Here is a 21,621-nt window from a genome sequence, read left to right as displayed (position 1 = left end):
CTTCCAGGGTGAATCAGCGTGCGTAACCGCCGCCGATTGCCCAGTGTCGCGCGAGGGGGGATGCGTGATGGCTTTCGGGCGCACATCGGAGATCATGACGGCGGGGCTTGTCGCGCTCGGCGGTGTCTCGTGGGTGCTGACTCAGCCCGGCGAGGCGGCGTCTGACTGGGCATCGTCCACCCAGATGATTGAACAGCAGATCGCCGTTGAAGGCGATGTCCGCCCGCTGTCGCCTGAAGCGGCCCGCGTGGCCCTGTCGGCCCTGGCGCTGAGTGATGACCCGTTCAGTGGCAATCCGCTCGCCGGACTGACACCGACCGGCGCCACCAGGATCGATCTGGGCAATGCCGGAGTGATTGAGGTCGCCGTCCTCGAGGACTCGCGGACAGATCGGGCTCACCAGTTGTTCGCCGCCCTGGGCGACAGTTATTCACCGGTCGTGCTGGATCGCGGCCGGCACGAGGCGACGATTGCCGTTGCCTATGAGCGGGCCTTCCAGTCGACCGGTGCCGGTGAAGAACTCGATGTCAGCTTCACGCCGCGGGCAGCCGTCAGTGTCGGGCCGGACGGTTCGGCGACCAGTGCCGGTGCCGAGGTGCGCGTCGGACAGTATCTGCGTCAGAACAATTTGTCCGAGAGCCCGGCATGGTATGTTTTTGCAGGGGCTGACCGCCGAACCCTGATGTACGATCCGGGTGCCGGCGTTGATTTTCAAAATGCCATGTATCTCACCCAGCGTGAGGTGATCGGTGATGCCCAGGCCGGCATCGCCATGCGCATGGGCAAGGCCGATCTGTCGCTGGCCTATGTGCGCCGCGAATACCGCCATGTCGCCGGCGTTCGCGCCTTCGACGAAACCGAGGAATTCGGCGCGGTGACGGTGAACTGGCGCTGGTAGGGGCCGAGGCCTGCGACGCGCCACCCTCTGACAGAAATCGTGATGTGGCCAACCCTGCCCATGAACAGGGGAATCGGGCAGTTTCCACAGTCGCGATCAGTCATGGCTTCATCAAGCTGTAGACGATTTGGAAACCACGAACACAATATGTTGTGTTCATCGCAATGATTCGGGCGCGCGCCATGTGGGCTGCCAGCGCCAAGCAGGAGAGCCAAGACCATGACCACTGAAACCGCGAAACTTCCCGGCCTCCTGACCACCTCGCATTCCTACAAGCCGTTCCGCTATCCGTGGGCCTATGACTTCTGGAAGAAGCAGCAGCAGGTCCACTGGATGCCGGAAGAAGTCCCGCTCGGCGAGGACTGCAAGGATTGGGCGACCAAGCTCAATGATGGCGAGCGCAATCTGCTGACCCAGATCTTCCGCTTCTTCACCCAGTCCGATGTCGAGGTGAATGACAATTACATGGAGCGTTACAGCCGCGTCTTCCGCCCGACCGAGGTGAAGATGATGCTGGCCTCCTTCTCCAACATGGAGACGATCCACATTGCCGCCTATGCGCTCCTGCTGGAGACGATCGGCATGCCGGACTCGGAGTTCTCGGCCTTCATGGAATACCAGGCCATGGCCGACAAGCATGACTACATGCAGCGCTTCGGCGTCGAGGACGAAGCCGACATCCTGCGCACCGTCGCGATGTTCGGCGCCTTCACCGAAGGCCTGCAACTGTTCGCCTCCTTTGCGATGCTGATGAACTTCCCGCGCTTCAACAAGATGAAGGGTATGGGCCAGATCGTGACCTGGTCGATCCGTGATGAGAGCCTGCATTGCGAAGGCATGATCAAGCTCTTCCACGCCTTCGCCGAGGAGACCGGTGCCCTGACCCAGGAGGTCAAGGACGACATCACCGAGTGCTGCCGCACCGTGGTCGGCCTGGAAGACAAGTTCATCGACCTGGCCTTCGAGGCCGGTGACGTCGAAGGCATGACGCCGGACGATATCAAGACCTATATCCGCTACATCGCCGACTGGCGTCTCGGCCAGCTCGGCCTGCCCAAGATCTACGGCGTCAAGGAACACCCGCTCCCGTGGCTGTCGGAAATCCTCAACGGCGTCGAGCACGCCAACTTCTTCGAAGCGAGAGCCACCGAATACTCCAAAGGCGCCACCAAGGGCGACTGGCACGGCGATGAAGGCGTGTGGGGCATGTTCGACAAGATGAAGGTGGAGAAGACGGAAGAGCCGGCGGAGTAATCCGTCGCCATCCGAACCGTATCAGAGGGCCCTCGGCAGACGCCGGGGGCCTTTTGTTATCCAGGCGCCCACGCGCACAAACATCCATAACCTCTTGTCAGCCAGCGGGCCGTATCGGGTTCTTCAGGTCAAGGGCGCCGCAGGCCCCGCTCCGCGGTTTCACCCTTGAGCTGAAGAACCCGATACGGCGAACTCCCGGCAAGGAGTTTAGGGCGGGGAATGCGCCGCGCGCGCCTTTCCCCAAACCAACCCCTACTATTTTTCCCGGACGCGCATCAGCGCGATCCGGGACCCACGGGAGACTCATCGCTGGCCAGCCAGGCCGGTGGGTCGCGGCTCTGCGCCCCGCTTTTGCGGGGCTTCGGCCGGGAAAAATGTGGGTGGTGACGGGGTGGTGTGCGTAGTGGCACGCAAAATCGGCCCAGCCCCCCGCTATTCCGCCTCCAGCCGATCCAGGATCGGGCAATCGGGGCGGTCATTGCCCTGGCAGGCGCTCACCAGATGGGCGAGTTCGTCGCGCAGGGCGGCGAGCTGGCGTTGTTTTTCCTCGATTTCGGCAAGATGGGTGACGGCGAGGGCGCGGACATCGGCGCTCGAGCGGTCACGGTCCTCATAGAGGGCGAGCAAGTTTCGGCATTCCGGGATGGAGAAGCCGAAATCGCGGGCGCGGCGCACAAAGACCAGTTTGGCCAGCGCTGCCGGGTCATAGTCCCTGTAATTGCTGTCTGTCCGTCCCGGCGGCCGGACAAGGTCGATATCGGCATAATAGCGGACGGTTTTGACCGGCAGCCCGGCGCGCCTGGCGGCGTCGCTGATCTTCATTCATCCCTCCTTGACCTTCCAGTTACTGGAAGCATTAGCGTCCAGCACGGTTGCTGACAAAGGAGCATGACATGTCTGCCCCGACCTTCTCGATCGCCCGACCGGCCTTCTGGTCGAATCCGGGCCATTGGCGCGCGGCGTCACAGAATACGGCCTGGTGCCTGCTGGGATGTTCGATCGGAGATTTCGGCACGATTGCCGTCTTCCAGGTTTTTGATATCGGCTGGCCGACCCTGGCGATCATGACGCTGGCCATCATCAACGGGCTCTTGACTTCGATTGCGCTGGAAACCGTTATCCTGTCACGGCAGATGGCGCTGGCCACGGCTTTCAAGACGGCCATCGGCATGTCCTTCATCTCGATGATCGCCATGGAAGCGGTGATGAATGGCGTCGATGTCTGGCTGACCGGCGGCGCGATGCTGACCTGGTGGGTCATTCCAATCATGCTGCTGGCCGGCTTCCTGGCACCCTTGCCCTATAATTACTGGCGCCTCGCAGCCCTGAACAAGGCGTGCCATTGATGCGCCAAGGGCGGGCGACAGTCCGTGCCGCCCTATCCCGGCTCAGTGCTCTGGCTGGCCCGCCACTGGCCTGGGGTCTGGCCGGTAACCGCCTTGAAGGCGGTATAGAAGGTCGAGCGGGCGTTGAAGCCGACATCAAGCGCGATGGTCAGGACGGTCGCATCGCCCGCGAGAACCCTTGGCAGCGACGCCTCGATCCGCCAGCGATTGACGTAGTCGAAGAAAGTGGTGTCGAGGTTCTGGTTAAGAACCTGGGAGACCAGATTGGCCGGTACGGCGATGGCCTTGGCCAGTTTCGGCAGCGACAGGTTGGGGTCGAGATAGAGCGCGTCCTTGACCATGACGGCTTCGATGCGCGCGGCGATGCGGGCGGCGTGATCCGGTTCGAGGGCTGACTTGCGATATTTGGCCGATCTGTTTTCTGCTTGCGTCTCATCATCCGGCGCGTCGACATTCGTGCCCCCGTCGACCCGCTCGACCGTCGCCAGGCCCGGGAATTGTGACAGGCCACGCGCGGCCAGCATCGCCGTCAGCAGCATGACCAAGAGGCTGCCGACAACCGGCGGAAGCGACAGGCTGGCGACCAGATTGTCCCAGACAAGCACCGCCATGACGGCCAGCCAGACGGCGACGATCGCGACAATCATGACCCGAAGCCAGGCCAGTTCGCGGCGTTCGGTATTGGAGAAATGGTCGCGCAGGGCGCGTCTATAGGCGTTCAGACGGGACAGGATGCGGTGGACATAGACGCCCGACACCAGGTTCCAGGCCAGCACGAGGACGAAGACGCAAAAGACAGTTGCCGCAGCGTGGGTTCCGCCCGGCAGCTCGCCGGTCGCCAGGATGAAATCGACGCTTCCCGCGGGCAGCGTCCAGATCAGCCCGGCACAGGCCAGGGCCAGTCCCGGCCCGACCCAATGCCAGAGCGAAAGCGGTCGAGGCGCGTCCGGGCCCAGCCGTGTCAGGGCCGTCACATAACCCCAGAAGAGCGGTGGCAGGGCGTAGAGTGCGACCAGCAGGAGACCGGCCATCAGCGCTTGCCCGCTGGGCAGCATCGCCGCCACGACCGGACCGGAAGCGAGGATGGCGAGCATGGTGAAAAACCCAGCCAGCCAGCGGCGCGGCAATGGGCTGGACTGGCCGGTCAACACAACAAGAAGGCAGAGCAGGGCCTGCCCGCTCGCTGCCGAGGCGAGGGCAAATGGCAGCAGGTCTAGAGAGGCGGATGGGCTCATGCGGGCAATGCGCCTTGCTGGAGTTTGCCTGTCCGGACCGGCTGGCCCGGACATGTCCGGTGTCCGCGCCTGCAGGGCGAGGCGCGCAAATATTCGCAAACCGACATGTTGCGAGCCTCGCTCTCTGACACAGGCCAAATCAGGAATCCAGCATGACGCCCGAATTGCTCACACTCTTTCATGTCCTCACCGGCACGCTCTGTGTCGCCGCTGGCGGGATGGCTTTCCTGGCCCCCAAGGGCAAGTCCATCCACCGGGCTGCCGGATCGCTCTTCCTGGTCTCGATGCTGGCAACGGCCCTGTCGGGCGCGGTGATTGGCCTTCTGGATCCTGAACGCCTGTTGATCACTGCCTTCGCCGGGCTGCTGGCCGCCTATCTGGTTCTGACCGGATGGCGTACCGCGCGCTGGCGGACCCACCGGCCTGGTGCCTTCGAATGGACGGCCCTGGCCGCCATCCTCTTCGGACTGGCTGGACTGACGACGCTGGCTGTCATGGCCTTCCAGACAGAGACCGGCCGCCTGTTCGGTTTTGCCGCCGAGGACTATCTGATGCTGGCCATGATGACCGCGATGGGTGCAATCGCCGATCTGACCTTGCTGGTGCGCGGCCCCGTCTCCCCGCGTCACCGCATCGCCCGCCATCTCTGGCGCATGGGTCTGGCCTATTTCATTGCGGTCGGGTCCTTCTTCACCGGACCGGGTGCCCGTGTCTTTCCCGAGGCGTTGCGAGAGAGCGGCTTGCTGTCCCTGCCCGAGGGGCTGACGGCCTTGCTGATCCTGTTATTCCTCGCTCGCACGCTGTTGAAGCGGTCGCGCCGTCATCCGGGAACGGCGTCATGATCAGCACCATCAGCAGCCTGCCGCTTGTCGGACAGCTCCATTTCCTCGTCGGTGTGATCTGCCTCCTTGCTGGCGGCACGCCCTTTCTTGTCCGCAAGGGCGGGACTTCGCATCGCCTGGCCGGGCGGGTATTTGTGGTCTCGATGCTGCTGCTTTGCGCCAGTGGCCTGTATATGAGCCTGTCGCGCTCAATCCTGTTCACCGCCTTCCTCGCCCTCTTGGCCGGGCATGCCGTGACGACCGGCTGGATGGCCGCCGCCCGGATTACGGGTCTGGCTGAGCGGGTCGCCGCCGGCCTTATCTCCCTCGTCGCCATCGCGGCGGTCGGCTCCGGCCTGGTGGTCGCCAGCCTGCCCTCGGGCACATTAAACGACTTGCCGCCCATGGCTTTCTACAGTCTTGGCGGTGTGGCGTTCTGGATTGCCGGCATTGATGTCCTGTCCCTGCGGCGCGGCCCGGCGAATGACCGCCAGCGCCTGACCCGGCATGTCTGGCGCATGGGCTTTGCCCTCTTCATCGCCAGCTTCATCTTCTTCTTCGGCAATAATTCCGTACTGCCGCCCGTCCTGCGCTCGCCGCTGGCATTGTCGGCTCCAGTGCTGACGGTCATTGGTCTGACACTGTATGCGAGCTTGCGCATGCGCTTCGGCCGCCGCCCTGCGTTTCCATCCAGGATGAAAACGCAGGGTCGGGGAGAGGAGGGCGTCTAAATCACAGCCTCACCCGCCGGTTCGCGCATATTATAGCTCGACGCCATGACCCGCCCATAGGCGCCGCCATTGGCGATCAGGATGACATCGCCTTCCTGCGTCTCCGGCATCAGGCGCTGGGCGCCCAACCGGTCGGCGGTTTCGCAGATCGGGCCGACAATGTCGGCGATCCAGGCGGGCGCTTCGTCGAGCCGCGTCAGGTTCACAATCTCGTGGCGGGCACCGTAAAGCGCCGGGCGGATGAGTGAGTTCATGCCGGTATTGATGCCGACAAAGCGCGCATCCGGTGTGTGTTTGAGCTGGGTGACGCGGGCCAGCAGTACGCCCGACTCGGCCGAGATATAGCGGCCCGGCTCGATCCAGAGCTGGTATCTGGGATGGGCCGTCTTGAGGTCGGTCAGGACTTGGTCGAGCGCCGCCATGTCGATGCGGCGCACGCCGGAGGCTTCATCGACCGAGAGACCGCCGCCGAGATCGAGGATTTCGACATCGGGCATGTCGCGGGCGGTGTCCACCAGGAAGAGGCCGACACGGCGCCAGTGATCGGGATCGGAAATCCCCGAGCCGGAATGCACGTGCAGGCCGTTGATGATGGCGCCGGCCTTCTTCGCGAGGTCGCGCGCCTCAACCAGCTCGTCGGCATGCAGACCGAATTTGGCCTCCGGCCCGGCCGTGCGGACATGTTTGTGATGACCTTCCGGGCGCTGGGGATTGATCCGCAGCGTGATCTTGCGGCCCTTGAAAATCTCCGGCCAGGCGCGCAGCGGGTGCAGACCGTCCAGGGTCAGGTGGATGCCCATCTCCAGCGCCTGGGCGTATTCCGCCCTGGGCGCGAAATTGGGGGTGAAGAGGATGCGGTCGACCGGCAGGTCCGGCACCGCCTTGCGGGCGGCCTGGACTTCGTTGATCGAGACGCATTCCACGCCCAGCCCGGCCGCAACCGCGGTGCGGATCATGTCGGGATGGCCATTGGCCTTCATCGCATACCAGCCACGATCCAGCCCCTTGAGACCGGCAACGGCCGAGGCGCGCGTTTTCACGGTCTCGAGGTCGTAGACATAGGTCGCGCCATCAACCGGGCAGAGATCCAGCAGGGCCTGACGCTTGGCGCGCCACCAGGTGCCGGTTCCCGCCGGGGCGGTCTCGGTCAGGTTTTCGCCGATCTCGCGCCAGGACGGGCCGAAGGTCCTGTCCATCGGCTTGGGCTGGATCAGCTGGTCGTGCAGGCGGCGGCACAGTGGCTTGCCCTGGTCGCCATCGACAACAACGGTGAGATTGAGATCGTTGGCCGCTTGCGAGACCAGGCGGACCGGATAATGGGCAAAGGCCTCCATCGCCGGGCCGAACTGGGCCAGCAGGGCGCGCACGCCGCGACCGACCAGGCTGACGGCGGCGCAATTCTCGATGATTTCGACGCGGGCGATTTCGGCCAGGTCGTCCTCCAGCGCGCCGAGCACGTCCGGGGTCAGGCCCGGATCATCGTCCAGCGAGACGGTGACGGAGGTTTCCGAGGTCGAGACCAGGTCGATCGAGACGCCGTGGCGGGCGAAGGGTTCAAAGGCTTTCGACAAAAAGCCCGAAGCGCGCCACATGCCGTCGGTTTCCAGCGTGATCAGGCGCACGCCCTGCTTGACCGATACCGCTTTCAGGCGCGGCGCGTCCTCGGACGGATTGACCGAGATGGTGGTGCCGGACATGTCCGGGCGGTGGGTGCACAACACCTGCATTTCGATCCCGGCCTTGCGGACCGGTGAGATGGCACGCGGATGCAGCACGCCGGCGCCCATCGAGGCCAGTTCCTGGGCTTCGGCATAGGCGAGCGAGCGGATCTGGCGGGCGGCACCGGTCAGGCGCGGATCGGCCGAGAAGAAGCCGGGCACATCGGTCCAGATTTCGATCCGCTCGGCGCCCAGCTTGGCGGCGAAATAGCTGGCCGAAGTATCCGATCCGCCGCGCCCGAGAAGGGCCGTATCTCCATCTTCGCGCCGGGCGATGAAGCCTTGCGTGACGACGACCGGCGGCAGTTCGGCGCACAGGCGCAGCAGTTCGTCATCGCGGTCATGCTCACAATCGACGGCCAGATAGCCGCGCGCACCCGGGGCGGGCAGGGCGGCGAGGTGGTCGCGCGCATCCAGCCAGATCGAGTCGGTGCCGCCCCTGGCCAGCCAGGCCTGGCCGAGGCGGGTCGCCATCAGCTCGCCCTGGGCCATGATGCGCGCTTTCAGGCGCGGCGAGGCATCGCCGGTCAGCGCCAGGCCGGCGCGAAGCCGGGTCAGCGCGTCGAAATGGTCGGCGAGGAGGTTGTTGCCGTCCACACCCAGCTCGTCGGCGAGCTCCAGGTGGCGCGCCTTGATCGCGGCCAGCTCGGCCTCGCCCTCACCCTCGACGGCGCGGGCGACCAGCGTGTCGAGCAGGTTGGAGATGGTGGCGATGGCGGAATGGACGACGAAGACGCGCTTGCCCTCAGCCCTCACCGCTTCGATCCGTTTCGAAATCACACGCCAATCAGCCAGCGATTTAACGCTGGTGCCGCCAAATTTCAGGACGACCCAACTTTGCGCATGTTCCATGTTGAATTCTCCGTTCTTATGCCCGTGCCGGGCAACCGGCGTGCATATCCGTTCAAAGCCGCGACGCCAATCTCTGAATACGACTGTCATGGAGTTTTGGCAGTCTGCATTTCCGGGAAGCGGGTTTGCCCTTTATCCGGCGCGCAAAATCGGGCATGAGAGCGGCGATGAAAAAAGACTATAAGGTCGCAAAGACACCCGCTGAAGCGGTGGAGCAACTCGAAGCGCTCTACCAGACGTCCGTTGAACGCCTCCAGACCGCGTTGAAAACCTTCCTTGATGGCGGACCGCCGCCGTCGGAAGCGACGCGAAAGTCGGGGGCTTTTGTTTATCCCGAACTGCGCGTGACCTATGAGCCGGACGGCCCGCCGCCGCCGGTCAGCCGCGCCTTCGGCAAGTTTACCGATACCGGGCTCTACGCCTCCACCATCACCCATCCCGAGCTGTTCGCCGATTATCTGATCGAGCAACTGACCCTGCTGGCCGACCAGTACGAGATCACCATCGAGACCGGGCCGTCAGAGACGGAGATCCCCTTCTCCTATGTGCTCGACGGCGCCGACGATCTGGACATGGACGCGGCCTCGCCGGCTGATCTGGTCCGCCACTTCCCTTATGCCGACCTGTCCAAGGTCAATGATGACCTGCCCAACGGGCTCAAGGTGATGCAGCAGGAAGCGGTCAAGCCGCTCTCCCTGTTCGAGGCACCCCGGGTCGATTATTCGCTGCAGCGGCTGCGCCACTACACCGGCACGCCCTATGAGGACACGCAGCAATTCATCCTCTTCACCAATTACCACCGCTATGTCGACGCCTTCACGGCCTGGGCGATCCGCCAGCTGAAGGAAGACAATCACTACGAGGCCTTTTCGGCGGCCGGCAATGTGCGCGTCGATGCCGATACGCCGAACGCCCATGCCGTGGTCGAGGGCGCGCCCTGGCGCCGTTTCCAGATGCCGGCCTACCACCTGATCGCCCCGGGCGGTCGCGGCATCACCCTGGTCAATATCGGGGTCGGCCCGTCCAACGCCAAGACGATCACCGACCATCTCGCCGTTCTGCGCCCCCAGTGCTGGCTGATGATCGGCCATTGCGGCGGGCTGCGTCACTCGCAGCGCCTTGGGGATTATGTGCTGGCCCACGCCTATCTGCGCTATGACGCAGTGCTGGATGAGGACCTTCCGCTGGAAGTCCCGATCCCGCCGATCGCCGAGATCCAGATCGCTCTGGAACAGGGCGTTGCGTCGGTCTCCGGCGATAATCGCGAAGCGCTGAAAGCACGTCTGCGCACCGGCACCGTCGCCACCTATGCCGACCGCAACTGGGAGCTGCGCTATGCCGCCCAGGCGCGGCGCATCAACCAGTCTCGCGCCATTGCCGTTGACATGGAATCCGCCACGATAGCTGCCAATGGCCTGCGCCTGCGTGTGCCGTACGGCACGCTGCTCTGCGTCTCCGACAAACCGTTGCATGGTGAGCTGAAACTGCCCGGCGCCGCCAATCTCTTCTATCAGCGCTCGGTGTCGGAGCACCTGGCCGCCGGAATCGAGACGGTGGAAATCCTCAAACGCGACGAGGGCGAGGCCCTGCATTCACGCAAACTGCGCAGCTTCGACGAGCCGCCGTTCAGGTAGGGGGGGAACGGGGGACGCGGCTGGTAGGCTGACAAGTGAATAAGGAGGCCTTCGCGCCTCGCGCGTCCTGTAACCCCGTCAGGTCGGGGAGACGCTGTCCGGGACTCAAGCCTTGTCAGTCCTGTTGTTGTCCGGCGGCAATTCTGCATAGTCTCGTCTGAAACAATACCGGACCTGCCCATGTCGACTGCCAACACGCCCTCACTCCCCTCCTGGTTCGGTCGCGCCGTGGTCGAGGGGACGCTTATCGTCTTTGCGGTGGTGCTCGGTTTTCTGGTCAATGAATGGCGTGAGGATGTGGCCGACCGGCGCGCCGCCGAGGCGGCGATGGGGCGTGTGGTGGCCGAGATCGAGGCCAATATCGAGGCGCTGGAAGATGTCGTCGCCTATCACGAAGAAGTGGTCGAGCGGATCGGCGCGCGGCTGGCAGAGATCGAAGCCTCGCCGGAACTGGCCGAGGGCGTGTTGTTCGACGAATTCCCGAGAGTCCTGCCACGCGGGGTCAATGCGCCCGGTCTGTCGCGTTTTGCCTGGGAACATGCGCAGCAACATGGTCGGCTGAATGTGCTGCCTTATGAGCGCGTGTCGGAAGTAGCCCGCATCTATGAAATGCAGGCCTATGGCGTGGAATCGACCTGGCGGCAAATTGTCGAACTGATGTTTTCCGGCCCGCAGATCATGAGCCCCCAGGACCTCGTGCCCAGCCTGCGTTTCACCCAGATCGGCTTTACCGAACTGGCCTCGCAGGAGCGCTTCCTGATCGGGCAGTATCGTCGCCTCCTGGAGGAAATAGGCGAGGCGGAGGTCGGTTGATCCCGTCAGGCCTGTTGGCGGTGTATTCAGCCGTCAACGGATTTTGTCGGGCGGCAGCCTTGTCGCGGGGCAGGTGATTGCGTACCTCCGATACATGACACGCATTACACCGCTCGAGGGCGTCCACAATTTCCGGCACTTTCACGGCTATGACGGCCTTGATGGCGCGCGGGTGAAGACGGGGCTCTATCGCTCCGGCCATTTTTCCCGCGCCAGTGATCCTGACTGGGATCATATCGGCGGGCTGGGCATCCAGGTTGTGGCCGATCTGCGCAAGCCGCGCGAACGCACCAATGAACCGTCCAACTGGCCCGACCCGATCGCGCCGCGCGTACTGGCGTCTGACAAGGGTGATGCCGGCGAGCCGCCGCATCTGCGCTTTCTGCGCACCGGCGTGCACACGACCGAAGGCGTGCGCGACTACATGCTCTCGGCCTATCGGCGGATCCCGATGGAAGCGGGCAATCAGGATGTCTATCGCGACGCCTACCGGGCCCTGGCGACTGGCGATGCCGAAGCCGGTTTCCTGGTCCATTGCGCTGCCGGCAAGGACCGGACCGGGATTTTCTGCGCCATCATTCTCGATGAGTTGGGGGTCGATGCCGACACCATTGTCGCCGATTACGAATTGACCAACCAGGCGGTCGATTTCGACGCCATCATCCCGCGTATTCGCGAACGCGTGCTGGCCGATTACGGCCAGGCCATGGAGCCGGCCATGATGCGCACCTTCCTGGGCGTTGATGGCGATTACCTGCGCCAGGCCTTCGAGGTGATGGGCGGGGTCGATCACTATGTGCGCGATCATCTGGGCATTGCCGAGCACGAGCGGGATGCGCTGCGTGCGCGTTGGCTGACGGGCTAGGCCGCGCGCGCCCGATGGCGGTTTCCCGACACGAAGTTTCACTTGCCTGGCGTGATCCGGTCACGGCGTTCACGCCGTGGAGCGACCAGCCGCACGCCTTGCTTCTGCATGACGGGCGGCAGGAGCGGGCGCGTCTGTTTGTGTCACCCGACCAGGTTCTGGTCGGCGAGGGCCGGGAAGGCTTCGACCGGTTCGCGGCCGTCGCCCGGCGTGATGGCGGCATGTGGGCCGGACTGCTGGGTTATGATCTTGCCGCCGCCTTCGAGCGCCTGCCCGATCTCGATCCGCGCTGGCCGCCGCTGGCGATGGCCCACTATCCGGCCTGGGCCGAGTTCGACCGGGGTGCGGGGACGCTAGTGGTACGCGGCAACTCGCGCGAAGCGGCACAAGAGATGGCCGCGGCGATCGAGGCGGTTGATGCGTCCACTGACCTGCCAGTCCCTGCCGGGACTGCCGACTGGTCGCCGCGCTGGGATCGCGACACCTATCTCGCCGCGGCGCGCAAGGCGCGTGATTATGTCCATGCCGGCGATGTCTTTCAGGTCAACCTGTCCCAGGCCTTCGATGTCCGTCTCGACCCGGCAGACACGCCCTGGCCGGTCTTCCGGCGTTTGTGCGCGCATTCACCCGCCCCGCACGCAGCCTATCTCTGTCTCGACGCCGACCGGATCGTGCTGACCAATTCGCCCGAACGCTTCCTGCGGGTTGATGGCGGGCGCATCGAGGCGCGACCGATCAAGGGTACCCGGCGGCGGGCCGCCGACCCGGTCGAGGACCGGCAATTGGCGGCGGAACTGTCGGCCAGCGCCAAGGATCGGGCCGAGAACCTGATGATCGTCGATCTGATGCGCAATGATCTGTCACGCGTCTGCCGTCCCGGCTCGGTCCGGGTGCCGGCCCTGTGTGACATCGAGAGCTATGCCAATGTCCACCATCTGGTCTCGGTGGTCGAAGGCGAGTTGGCGGCCGATCATGACGTGCTCGACCTGCTGGCGGCCAGCTTCCCGCCGGGCTCGATCACCGGCGCGCCCAAGGTGAGGGCGATGGAAATCATCTCTGAACTGGAAGGCGAACCGCGCGGCGCCTATTGCGGTGCGCTGGGGTGGATCGATTGTGACAGCGGCGATATGGATCTCAATGTCATGATCCGGACGGCGGCCCTGCGTCGGGATGAAGAGGGTGGTGGCTGGTGCGCCAGCCTGCGGTCGGGTGGCGGCATTGTCGCCGACAGCGACCCGGTCTCGGAGTATGAGGAAACACTGACCAAGGTGTCGGCCTTGCGCCGGGCGCTGGGAGCGGGGGAGTCATGACGGGCATTGCCTTCAAGGACGGGGAATGGCTGGAAGCCGGACAGACCGGCTGGGCACTGGCGGACCGCGGCGTCCTGTTGGGCGACGGGTTGTTCGAGACCTTGCATGTGATCAAGGGCAAGGTGGTCCGGCTGGACCGCCACATGGCGCGGCTGACCCGCAGCGCGGCCGAGCTGGGCCTGCCCGGGCCGCGCGACAGCGACAGCATTGCCGAGCTGGTCGCAGAACTGGTGGCCCGCAATGCCCTGAAGGACGCCATTGTGCGCCTGACCCTCACATCAGGGCCCGGGCTTCGGGGCCTGGATCGGCCGGACGAGCTGGTACCCTCGCTGACCCTGACTGCCGCTCCGCGTTCGACGCCGCCGGCCTCGGTCCGGCTGGGGCTCAGCGAAATCCGGCGCTCGCCGGCCAGCCTCGCCGCGCGTCACAAGACACTCTCCTATATGGACAATATCCAGGCCCGACGTCAGGCACGCGGACAGGGCGCCGACATGGCCCTGCTGCTGGATACGCGTGGCAATGTATCCGGCTGCGATTGCGCCAACCTGTTCTGGCTGATCGGCGGCGAGATCTACACGCCGGCGACGGCTTGCGGTGTCCTGGCCGGAACGGTGCGCGCGGAAATCCTGGATTCGATGCCGGTCGAGACCGGTGCTTTCGGACTGGATGTGCTTGAAGGCGCCGAGGCTGTCTTCGTCACCAATGCCGCGTTTGGCGCTGTTCCAGTGACCGGGCTGGACGGGCGGGCGCTCGGGTCCGGCGAGTTGCCGTCCCGTATAGCGGCGCTGTTCGCCTAGCTGCGCGACACCACGATCGACCGGCGAGGGCGCAGGTAGAAGATTTCCGAGATATCGAAATGATTGACGCCCAGTTCGCCGAACATCGTCTCATAGCGGTATTCGACCTCCACCATGATCACCGAGCGATTGCGTTCCAGGACACCGTCCGGCACCGAGATCGCGCTGCCCTCGGCATAGGGTGACATGCCGTCAGCGTCGGACCATTGAACTTCGACCTCGCCGGCCGCATCCATCAGGATCGAGGTGATACGGATTTCCAGGGGAACCGGGTCAAACGGGGCGACAATCACCGCACCGGCATTGAGGATGTCGGATATTTCGTCGTCGGTGATGACATCATCCTGGGCCACCAGGTCGGCGAGGGCGCTGGAGACCGACGTGATCTTGCGGTCGATGGACAGGGCCAGGCTGATCTCGACCGAGCCGAGATAGAGCAGGATCATGAAGGGCGCGATCAAGGCGAACTCGACCGCGGAAACGCCGCGGCGATCGTCACGAAAGCGACCCAGAGCACTTGCCAGGACGCGACCGATAGAGCTGAGGAGCGATCTAGTCATCGAACGGCTCGTTGCGGAAAACCGTGGCCGAGGTGATCAAGCGCTGATTGTGCTCCATGTTGGACAGGGCGCCGCCGAAATTCGGCGTCATCAAGGACCAACGATAGAAGACACGCACCAGGACAATGTCGCCGGCATCGCCTGGCTCCCAGCCGAAATCGTCGGTGTCGATGGTGCCGTCTTCCTGGATCGGGCTGGACTGGTCAACATTGTCGAAGTCCTCGAAGACCTGGACGTCAATCTCCAGATTGTCGCAATTGGCGACCGCTTCGATAAGCGCGCAGACTTCCTGTCGAAAGCCGGCTTGGGACATGCCGCCCGTTTGAGCCTCGCCGGTTCGGATTTTCCGGGCCGACTCGAGCACCGCATTTTCCAGAACGGTGCCGGTGAAGAAGACCGCGGCGATCTCGATCATTGCGAACAGAAGCATGAAGAAGGGCGCGCCGATCATGGCGAATTCGACCGCGGTCGCGCCGGAGCGAGCCCGCGCGAAACGCGCGATGCGCGATGCCGGCCGGTTTGTCGATGCCATGTCTGACGCGCGGGTCATGACGGATTGCCCTTCAAGGGTCCGGACAATGTGCGGACCGTGCTGAGTATTGTGTTGCTTATTGTGGCGCGTCGCCCGCCATCGCGGCATCAACGGTCGCCAGACGTGCACCTTGCTGATCGGTGAGAACTTCGGTGCGGGTCGGGTCGCCGCCGACGCGCGGGATCTCGTCGCAGACCGCGCCGCAGGACAGCGTGCTCTGGTTGGGACCGCGGAACAGGGCGACCTGGCCCTCGACAGGATTCGAGACGACGATGTCGCGCTCGTAGATGATGCGACCGACGCGATCGAGCGCGATGACATTGGTGCGGCCTTGCAGACGCCCCGTCACGACAAGTGTGCGGCCGTCATGGACCATGGCGTCCGCGATGGACGGGTTGCCAACCACGATTGCCGAGGCTTCGGCGGGCAGACGGATCACTTCCGCGTGCTCGACCGGGACCGCGAGATCGTGAGCGGCCGCGGGGGCGACGCAAACAATCGCCAGGGTGATAGCTGTGGCAATCCGGTTGAACATGGCAGGGCTCCGAGCCGCGAGTGGAAAACGTGATGGCCATCCTCGCGCGCGCGTCTGAATCTTTTCTAAACGCTGCTGCCAAAATTTGTATTCTGAATTGGAGGGGTGAATTATCCAAGTATTAACTATAGCGAACTTTGCCGCATTTATAGATTTTGTTAAGTACGAATTTTTACTCGGCTGAAATCCTTCTCGTGTTTATTGGGTCTCGTTCAGGAGGGGTCGGGACGGATCGGCTCCTGATGGTTGGGAAAAAAACACGGGAGTAATACCAATGAAAATGATTTCACGTTTCTTCAAAGACGAGTCTGGCGCCACCGCGATCGAGTACGGCCTGATTGCCGCCCTTATCGCCGTTGTCATCATCGGCGCCGTGACGGCCCTGGGTACGGGCGTCAGCGACAACTTCAACACGGTTGCCGGCGCGCTCTAAGCGTCCGTCACACGTGACACGACAAGCGGGGTCGCTCCAATCGGAGCGGCCCCGTTTCGTTTTGCCAACCGGTCATTAAGCCTTCGCCGTCAGTCTTCAACGCGACAAGCGAACGGGGATTTGACGCATGTTGATGCAGATCACGATACTGGTCCTGGCGGGATTGATGATCGCCGCCGCATTTTATGACGCGACCAGCTTCACTATCCCGAACTGGTTGAGCGGGCTGGTGATCCTGACTTTCCCCGCCGCGGCCCTCGCCGCCGGACTGGGATGGGGCGAGGCCGGCAATCATCTGCTGGGTGGTCTGATCGCGCTGGTGATCGGATTTGCCCTGTTCGCGCCGGGCTGGATAGGCGGTGGCGACGCCAAACTGTTCGCGGCCGCAGCCCTGTGGTTCGGCTGGCCGGAAATCCTTGCATTTCTAATCCATACCGTGCTCGCCGGCGGAGCGCTGGTTATCCTCCTTCTGGCTTTGCGTTGGCTGGCGCCGCGCCTGCCTGCGCTGGGCAGCCGGGTCGAAGGTACCGCGCTGGCGATAAATGCCCCGGTCCCCTACGGAATCGCCATTGCGGCGGGGGTGTTCTGGAGTCTGCCAAACACCGTATTCTGGAGCGCATTTTAAGCGCAATTGAATGGGGTTTTAGCGGCTCTGACAAAAGGTCGGGTTAGGCGGTATTCTCCGCAAAGCATTAACGCGACTTTGAGGATTTCAGCGTCTCCTAGCACACGTATTCGTGTGCCTGAGAGGTTCGAGACGCCTGATGAACGCCGTCCGCATAGCCATTCTTGCTGCTGCCGCCCTTGCTGCGGTTGCTGTGGCCTTTTTCGTGCGCCAAGCCATGTCCAGCAACGAATCTCCGCAAGTCGTCGAGGTCGAGCAAAGACCCGCTGTGCGCATCCTTGCAGCCCGTCGTGACGTCGAAATCGGCGAGCGAATCAGTGCCGCCGACTTCTACTGGCAGGCCTGGCCCGACGAGGCTCTGGCGCCAGGTTATATCGTCGAGAATCGTGGCCAGACCATCGCCGACTTCGCCGGCTCGGTCGTCCGCGCACCGATCAGCCAGGGTGAGCCGATCACCGGACGCCGTCTGGTCCAGCCGGGCGATGCCGGTTTCATGGCGGCTGTCCTGACTCCGGGCATGCGAGCCGTCGCGGTACCGATTTCCGCCGAAACAGGCGCCGGCGGTTTTATCCTGCCCAATGACCGCGTCGATGTGATTGTCTCTTTTGAGGAAGAAGCCGAAGGGCGGCGCGGGTCCAGTCGGGCCTTTGTTGCGCGCACGATAGTCGAGAATGCCCGCGTACTGGCGATCGACCAATCCTTCTCGAGCGATGCCGATGATGATGTCGTCGTTGGCGAAACCGCCACACTTGAGCTGACGCCGGATCAGGCGCGCGCCGTATCCGTGGCTGTGGCCCGAGGCGAGATCGCCCTTGTCCTGCGCAGCCTGACCGACAATTCCGGTGCCCCCGTCCTGGTGTCGGGCGGTGAACTGCCGGAGCAGCCGTCACAATCATTCCAGGAGCGTCGTTCCAGCTCCGTCACCCTGATCCGCTATGGCCGTGCCCAGCAAGTCGCGCTGGGTGGGGACGAATGAGGACCGAGATGATGATCCGCACCCTGCTCCTGCTGGCCAGCCTTGCCCTCGCCGCGCCGGTCGACGCCCAACCGGCGGGTACCGAACGTGGCAACACGATGCAGGTCTATATCCGCGAGCCGGGAAATGGGCCGGTCTCCGAAACACTGGACCTGCCTCTGTCGAAGGCTGCGGTGGTGCATTTGCCGGTCGATGTCGCTGATGTCCTGGTTACCAATCCGGAAGTCGTCGAAGCCATCGTTCGCACGCCGCGTCGCGCCTATATCATGGGCATGGGCATCGGTCAGACGAACGCCTTCTTCTTCGACGCCAACGGACAATTGATATTGGACCTGAATCTTCGGGTCGAACGCGACCTGTCGCCCTTGCAGGAATCCATCGACCGCTTCCTCCCCAATGCGCGGGTCGAGGTCGAAGCCATGAACGACCACATCGTCCTGTCCGGTCGTGCGCCCAGCGCGGCGGACGCGGACGCCGCCTTGCGTATCGCCCAGCGTTGGGTCGAAAATCCCGATAACATCCTGTCGATGATCTCGGTCGAAGCCCGTGAACAGGTCATGTTGCGCGTCCGCATTGTCGAGATGCAGCGCACCATCGTACGCCAGCTGGGCGTCAACCTGTCGACCGCCGGCACGACCGGTGAGTTTGGCTTCGGTGTTTCGACCAGTCCTGATTTCTCGCGCGTGGGCCGCTTCCTCGGCGGGACCAGCGCCACGCTCGACTGGCTTAGCGGCAATACCGGTGGCGTTGAATCGGTCAGCGCCATGCTGCAGGCGATGGAACGCGTCGGACTGGTGCGCACCCTGGCCGAGCCAAACCTGACGGCGATCACTGGCGAAAGCGCCAACTTCCTGGCCGGTGGCGAATTTCCGGTCCCGGTCGGTCGCGACCGCGACGGTAACATCATTATTGAATACAAGCCCTTCGGTGTTGGCCTCGGTTTCACCCCGGTGGTCCTGTCCGAGGGCCGCATCTCCTTGCGGATCTCGACGGAAGTCTCGGAGCTGACCAGCCAGGGCTCGCTCACCTTCCAGTCAAACAATGTCCTCGACGATGACGGCAATGTCATCGGGACGGTTCCCGGCCTGACGATCCCGGCGCTCAATGTGAATCGTGCCGAGACGACAGTGGAGCTGCCGTCCGGCGGCAGCCTGGTCCTTGCCGGACTGATCCAGGAAGAAACACGCCAGAACCTCGACGGGGTTCCCGGCGTCCAGAACTTGCCGGTCCTGGGCTCGCTGTTCCGCTCGCGGGACTATGAGAACCAGGAGACCGAACTGGTCGTGTTGGTGACACCCTATCTGGTCGATCCGACGAACCCGAACCAGTTGCAGACGCCTGCGGACGGTTTCCGCAATGCCAGCGAAGCCTCGGGCTTGCTCTTTGGCCGCATCAATCGCGCCTATTCGGTCCCCGGATCGGATACGGGTGATCGCGGCTGGAGCGGTCCGGTCGGCTTCCTGTTCGAGTAGTGGAGTTGGTGATGGTGGCCTACAAGAAAACAATCGGTGCCCTGATCGGACTGGCCGGCCTCGTGACACTCGGAGCCTGTGCGACGACTGCGCCAACCGGCCTTGGAACACCGCAGGCCAGCGCCGTGGCTGAAACCTATCGGGCCGGTTTCGCCGTCGATCCGCGTGACAACGGTCTTACCTGGGCCCAGCAGGGCATGCTTGCGGCGGTTGCCGCCGAGTACAAGGCGCGCGGCCATGGCCCGCTGGTGATCAGCTATCCCCAGGGCGCCGGCAATGAGGACGCCGCGATCGGCGCCATCGCGGAAGCGCGCAGCTTCTTCTACGAGCAGGGCATCGACTGGCGGGTGATTGCCGGCGGTGCCTATGACGCCCGCGGTCGCCAGAATGGTGAGCTGATCTTCTCCTTCACCCGCTATGCCGCTGAAGCGCCGGCCGAGTGCGATGGCAGCTGGGACCAGATGGCGCTGGAGTTCGACAATCAGCACCACACCAATTTCGGCTGTGCCATGGCGGTCAACCTGGCCGCAATGGTTGCCGATCCGCGCGATCTTGTGGCGCCTCGCGATATGGATGCAAGCGATACCGGTCGTCGCCAGACGGTGATCGACGGATATCGCGAAGGCCAGTCCACGGCCAGCGAGCGTAGCGATTACGAGAGTGGCGCCGTGTCCCGTGTCGGCAGCGGAAACTAGGGAGGGCCCAGCATGTCAGATGCAAATCGCGCAATGAAGCAAGACCCTTTCCTGGATGGTGACGACCCGTTCCTGGACGCCGCCGATGTGGAGCGTCTCCTGCTGGGTGAAGCAACCCGTGAGGAACTCGAGCGTGGGCCGAGAAACGCTGCGCCGCTTGACGGTACTGTTGATGATGACCCGTTCCTGGCGGAGACCGGACCCGCGCCTGCCGGAGAACCCGAGGATCGTGTGATCGATCCGGTGTTCGAGGACCTGCAGGACGAAGTTGCCGGCCTTCAGGTCGGGGAAACCCTCTACGGCGAGGTCGATAGCGACGTACCCGACCAGCCGGTACCGCGCATTTCTGTCGGCGCTTTCTGCGAGCGCCCGGAAACCGGTGCCCTGATCCACAATGCGGCCGGCGACCGGCGCCTCGCCAAGGCCCATGTCACGGTCGAGCTGGGTGGATTGCCCGCAGCAATCGAGCGCTATCACGACGAGACGACACCGAATCTGTTGATCATCGAGAGCGGCATGCGTGGCCGCGGCCTGTTTGATCAGCTCGAGGAGCTGGCCGGGGTCTGCGATCCGGAGACCAAGGTGATCATCGTCGGCGCGGCCAACGATATCAGCCTCTACCGCGAGTTGATGAAGCGCGGTGTCAGTGAATATCTGGTGCCACCGATGACGCCGATGCACGTCATCCGCACCATCTCCGAACTCTTCCTCGACCCTGAGCAACCCTTCGCCGGAAAGACTATCGCCTTCGTCGGCTCCAAGGGCGGTGTCGGCTCATCGACCATCGCGCACAATTGCGCCTGGGCCATGACAGAAGGCATGCAGTCTGACGCGGTCCTGGTCGATCTGGATCTGTCTTTCGGCACGGCGGGGCTCGATTTCAATCAGGACCCCGCCCAGACGCTGGGCGACGCACTGGCCGAGCCGGACCGACTCGATGATGCGCTGCTTGATCGCCTTCTGGTCCGCTGCACCGACCGTCTCAGCCTGTTCTCGGCCCCGGCCACGCTCGACCGCGAGTGGGATTTCGGTCCGCAGGACTATGAAACTGTTTTGGAAAAAGTCCGCCGCCAGGCCCCATACGTGGCGCTTGACCTGCCACACATCTGGACGCCCTGGGTCAAGCAGACCCTGCTGGCTGCCGACCAGGTGGTGGTGACCGTCTCGCCCGACCTTGCCTCGCTGCGCAATGCCAAGAACCTGTTCGACCTGGTGTCCGGCGCCCGTCCGAACGACGAGCCGCCGCGTGTGGTCATCAACATGGCCGGCATGCCCAAGCGTCCGGAAATACCGATCAAGGACTTCGCAGAGGCGCTGGGCACCCCGCCCACCCTGGTCCTGCCGTTCGAGCCGCAATTGTTCGGAAAGGCCGCCAATAACGGTCAGATGATCACCGAACTCGACCCGAAATCGAAGGCCGCGGAAGGCTTCTCGCATCTCGCCAGCCTCGTCTCCGGCCGGACACCGGTGGCGCCGCCCAAACGCTCACTCATCGCGAAACTTTTCGGAGGCTAGTTCG

22 protein-coding genes are annotated in these 21,621 nt (G+C 63.8%); 16 read left to right on the top strand and 6 right to left on the bottom strand.

The window, feature by feature from the left end; genetic code table 11:
* The first annotated feature begins 67 nt into the window (after positions 1-67).
* Entirely contained in the window at positions 68-898 is an 831-nt protein-coding gene (locus ACN0X9_RS09765) for a lipid A-modifier LpxR family protein (protein ID WP_417487416.1), read from the top strand.
* Positions 899-1,117: 219 nt separating this feature from the next.
* The gene (locus ACN0X9_RS09760) at positions 1,118-2,152 is read left to right on the top strand and encodes a ribonucleotide-diphosphate reductase subunit beta (protein ID WP_417487415.1); all 1,035 of its coding nucleotides are present in this window, start codon (positions 1,118-1,120) and stop codon (positions 2,150-2,152) included.
* A 432-nt stretch (positions 2,153-2,584) separates the two neighbouring features.
* Here the strand turns inward: ACN0X9_RS09760 and cueR are convergent, their stop codons facing one another.
* Positions 2,585-2,974, bottom strand: a complete 390-nt coding sequence (gene cueR, locus ACN0X9_RS09755) for a Cu(I)-responsive transcriptional regulator (RefSeq protein WP_417487414.1) — start codon at positions 2,972-2,974, stop codon at positions 2,585-2,587.
* 71 nt (positions 2,975-3,045) lie between these two features.
* Between cueR and ACN0X9_RS09750 the strand changes: the two genes are divergently transcribed.
* Positions 3,046-3,498 carry a DUF4396 domain-containing protein gene (locus tag ACN0X9_RS09750; RefSeq protein WP_417487413.1) on the top strand — a complete coding sequence of 151 codons (453 nt, stop codon included), beginning with the start codon at positions 3,046-3,048 and terminating at the stop codon, positions 3,496-3,498.
* A gap of 32 nt (positions 3,499-3,530) precedes the next feature.
* Here the strand turns inward: ACN0X9_RS09750 and ACN0X9_RS09745 are convergent, their stop codons facing one another.
* Complete coding sequence (locus tag ACN0X9_RS09745; protein WP_417487412.1) at positions 3,531-4,733, bottom strand: helix-turn-helix transcriptional regulator; 1,203 nt, start codon at positions 4,731-4,733, stop codon at positions 3,531-3,533.
* A gap of 152 nt (positions 4,734-4,885) precedes the next feature.
* Here ACN0X9_RS09745 and ACN0X9_RS09740 point away from each other — a divergent pair, with 152 nt between their 5' ends.
* A complete protein-coding gene (locus tag ACN0X9_RS09740; protein WP_417487411.1) occupies positions 4,886-5,575 on the top strand; it encodes a hypothetical protein in 690 nt (229 codons plus the stop codon).
* Positions 5,572-6,285, top strand: a complete 714-nt coding sequence (locus ACN0X9_RS09735; protein ID WP_417487410.1) for a DUF2306 domain-containing protein — start codon at positions 5,572-5,574, stop codon at positions 6,283-6,285. The genes ACN0X9_RS09740 and ACN0X9_RS09735 overlap by 4 nt, the downstream gene beginning before the upstream one ends.
* On the opposite strand, the gene ACN0X9_RS09730 is transcribed toward ACN0X9_RS09735, so the two are convergent.
* Complete coding sequence (locus tag ACN0X9_RS09730) at positions 6,282-8,855, bottom strand: bifunctional aspartate kinase/diaminopimelate decarboxylase (protein ID WP_417487409.1); 2,574 nt, start codon at positions 8,853-8,855, stop codon at positions 6,282-6,284. The genes ACN0X9_RS09735 and ACN0X9_RS09730 overlap by 4 nt on opposite strands.
* A 167-nt stretch (positions 8,856-9,022) precedes the next feature.
* On the opposite strand from ACN0X9_RS09730, the gene ACN0X9_RS09725 reads away from it, so the two are divergent.
* From ACN0X9_RS09725 to ACN0X9_RS09705, 5 genes are all read left to right on the top strand, one after another.
* Complete coding sequence (locus ACN0X9_RS09725) at positions 9,023-10,489, top strand: AMP nucleosidase (RefSeq protein WP_417487408.1); 1,467 nt, start codon at positions 9,023-9,025, stop codon at positions 10,487-10,489.
* A 180-nt stretch (positions 10,490-10,669) separates the two neighbouring features.
* The gene (locus ACN0X9_RS09720; protein ID WP_417487407.1) at positions 10,670-11,302 is read left to right on the top strand and encodes a hypothetical protein; all 633 of its coding nucleotides are present in this window, start codon (positions 10,670-10,672) and stop codon (positions 11,300-11,302) included.
* A gap of 94 nt (positions 11,303-11,396) precedes the next feature.
* Positions 11,397-12,167: a tyrosine-protein phosphatase gene (locus ACN0X9_RS09715; RefSeq protein ID WP_417487406.1), complete on the top strand. Its 771-nt coding sequence runs from the start codon at positions 11,397-11,399 to the stop codon at positions 12,165-12,167.
* 14 nt (positions 12,168-12,181) lie between these two features.
* Complete coding sequence (pabB, locus tag ACN0X9_RS09710; RefSeq protein WP_417487405.1) at positions 12,182-13,477, top strand: aminodeoxychorismate synthase component I; 1,296 nt, start codon at positions 12,182-12,184, stop codon at positions 13,475-13,477.
* Complete coding sequence (locus ACN0X9_RS09705; RefSeq protein ID WP_417487404.1) at positions 13,474-14,274, top strand: aminotransferase class IV; 801 nt, start codon at positions 13,474-13,476, stop codon at positions 14,272-14,274. Before pabB ends, ACN0X9_RS09705 begins: the two co-directional genes overlap by 4 nt.
* On the opposite strand, the gene ACN0X9_RS09700 is transcribed toward ACN0X9_RS09705, so the two are convergent.
* Genes ACN0X9_RS09700 through ACN0X9_RS09690 form a run of 3 tightly spaced genes read right to left on the bottom strand, consistent with a single transcriptional unit; the run spans position 14,271 to position 15,901 of the window.
* Positions 14,271-14,834 carry a TadE/TadG family type IV pilus assembly protein gene (locus tag ACN0X9_RS09700; protein ID WP_417487403.1) on the bottom strand — a complete coding sequence of 188 codons (564 nt, stop codon included), beginning with the start codon at positions 14,832-14,834 and terminating at the stop codon, positions 14,271-14,273. The genes ACN0X9_RS09705 and ACN0X9_RS09700 overlap by 4 nt on opposite strands.
* Positions 14,827-15,384: a TadE/TadG family type IV pilus assembly protein gene (locus ACN0X9_RS09695; protein WP_417487402.1), complete on the bottom strand. Its 558-nt coding sequence runs from the start codon at positions 15,382-15,384 to the stop codon at positions 14,827-14,829. The genes ACN0X9_RS09700 and ACN0X9_RS09695 overlap by 8 nt, the downstream gene beginning before the upstream one ends.
* A 58-nt stretch (positions 15,385-15,442) precedes the next feature.
* Positions 15,443-15,901, bottom strand: a complete 459-nt coding sequence (locus ACN0X9_RS09690; protein ID WP_417487401.1) for a pilus assembly protein N-terminal domain-containing protein — start codon at positions 15,899-15,901, stop codon at positions 15,443-15,445.
* Between the two features lie 274 nt (positions 15,902-16,175).
* Here ACN0X9_RS09690 and ACN0X9_RS09685 point away from each other — a divergent pair, with 274 nt between their 5' ends.
* The 6 genes from ACN0X9_RS09685 to ACN0X9_RS09660 all read left to right on the top strand — a co-directional run bounded on the left by ACN0X9_RS09685 (position 16,176) and on the right by ACN0X9_RS09660 (position 21,617).
* Positions 16,176-16,334, top strand: coding sequence for a Flp family type IVb pilin (locus ACN0X9_RS09685; RefSeq protein ID WP_011642356.1), 159 nt, complete (start codon positions 16,176-16,178; stop codon positions 16,332-16,334).
* Positions 16,335-16,461: 127 nt separating this feature from the next.
* Positions 16,462-16,959, top strand: a complete 498-nt coding sequence (locus ACN0X9_RS09680) for an A24 family peptidase (protein WP_417487400.1) — start codon at positions 16,462-16,464, stop codon at positions 16,957-16,959.
* Between the two features lie 139 nt (positions 16,960-17,098).
* Positions 17,099-17,935 carry a Flp pilus assembly protein CpaB gene (cpaB, locus tag ACN0X9_RS09675; protein ID WP_417487399.1) on the top strand — a complete coding sequence of 279 codons (837 nt, stop codon included), beginning with the start codon at positions 17,099-17,101 and terminating at the stop codon, positions 17,933-17,935.
* A gap of 8 nt (positions 17,936-17,943) precedes the next feature.
* Positions 17,944-19,407 (top strand): type II and III secretion system protein family protein, encoded by a 1,464-nt coding sequence (locus ACN0X9_RS09670; protein ID WP_417487398.1) that lies wholly within the window; start codon positions 17,944-17,946, stop codon positions 19,405-19,407.
* An 11-nt stretch (positions 19,408-19,418) separates the two neighbouring features.
* Positions 19,419-20,102 carry a CpaD family pilus assembly protein gene (locus ACN0X9_RS09665; protein ID WP_417487397.1) on the top strand — a complete coding sequence of 228 codons (684 nt, stop codon included), beginning with the start codon at positions 19,419-19,421 and terminating at the stop codon, positions 20,100-20,102.
* A 12-nt stretch (positions 20,103-20,114) separates the two neighbouring features.
* The gene (locus tag ACN0X9_RS09660; protein WP_417487396.1) at positions 20,115-21,617 is read left to right on the top strand and encodes an AAA family ATPase; all 1,503 of its coding nucleotides are present in this window, start codon (positions 20,115-20,117) and stop codon (positions 21,615-21,617) included.
* The last annotated feature ends 4 nt before the right edge of the window (positions 21,618-21,621 follow it).

Source organism: Maricaulis sp. (genome assembly GCF_048268525.1).
Classification (GTDB): domain Bacteria; phylum Pseudomonadota; class Alphaproteobacteria; order Caulobacterales; family Maricaulaceae; genus Maricaulis.
This window is presented reverse-complemented; position numbering and strand designations above follow the sequence as displayed.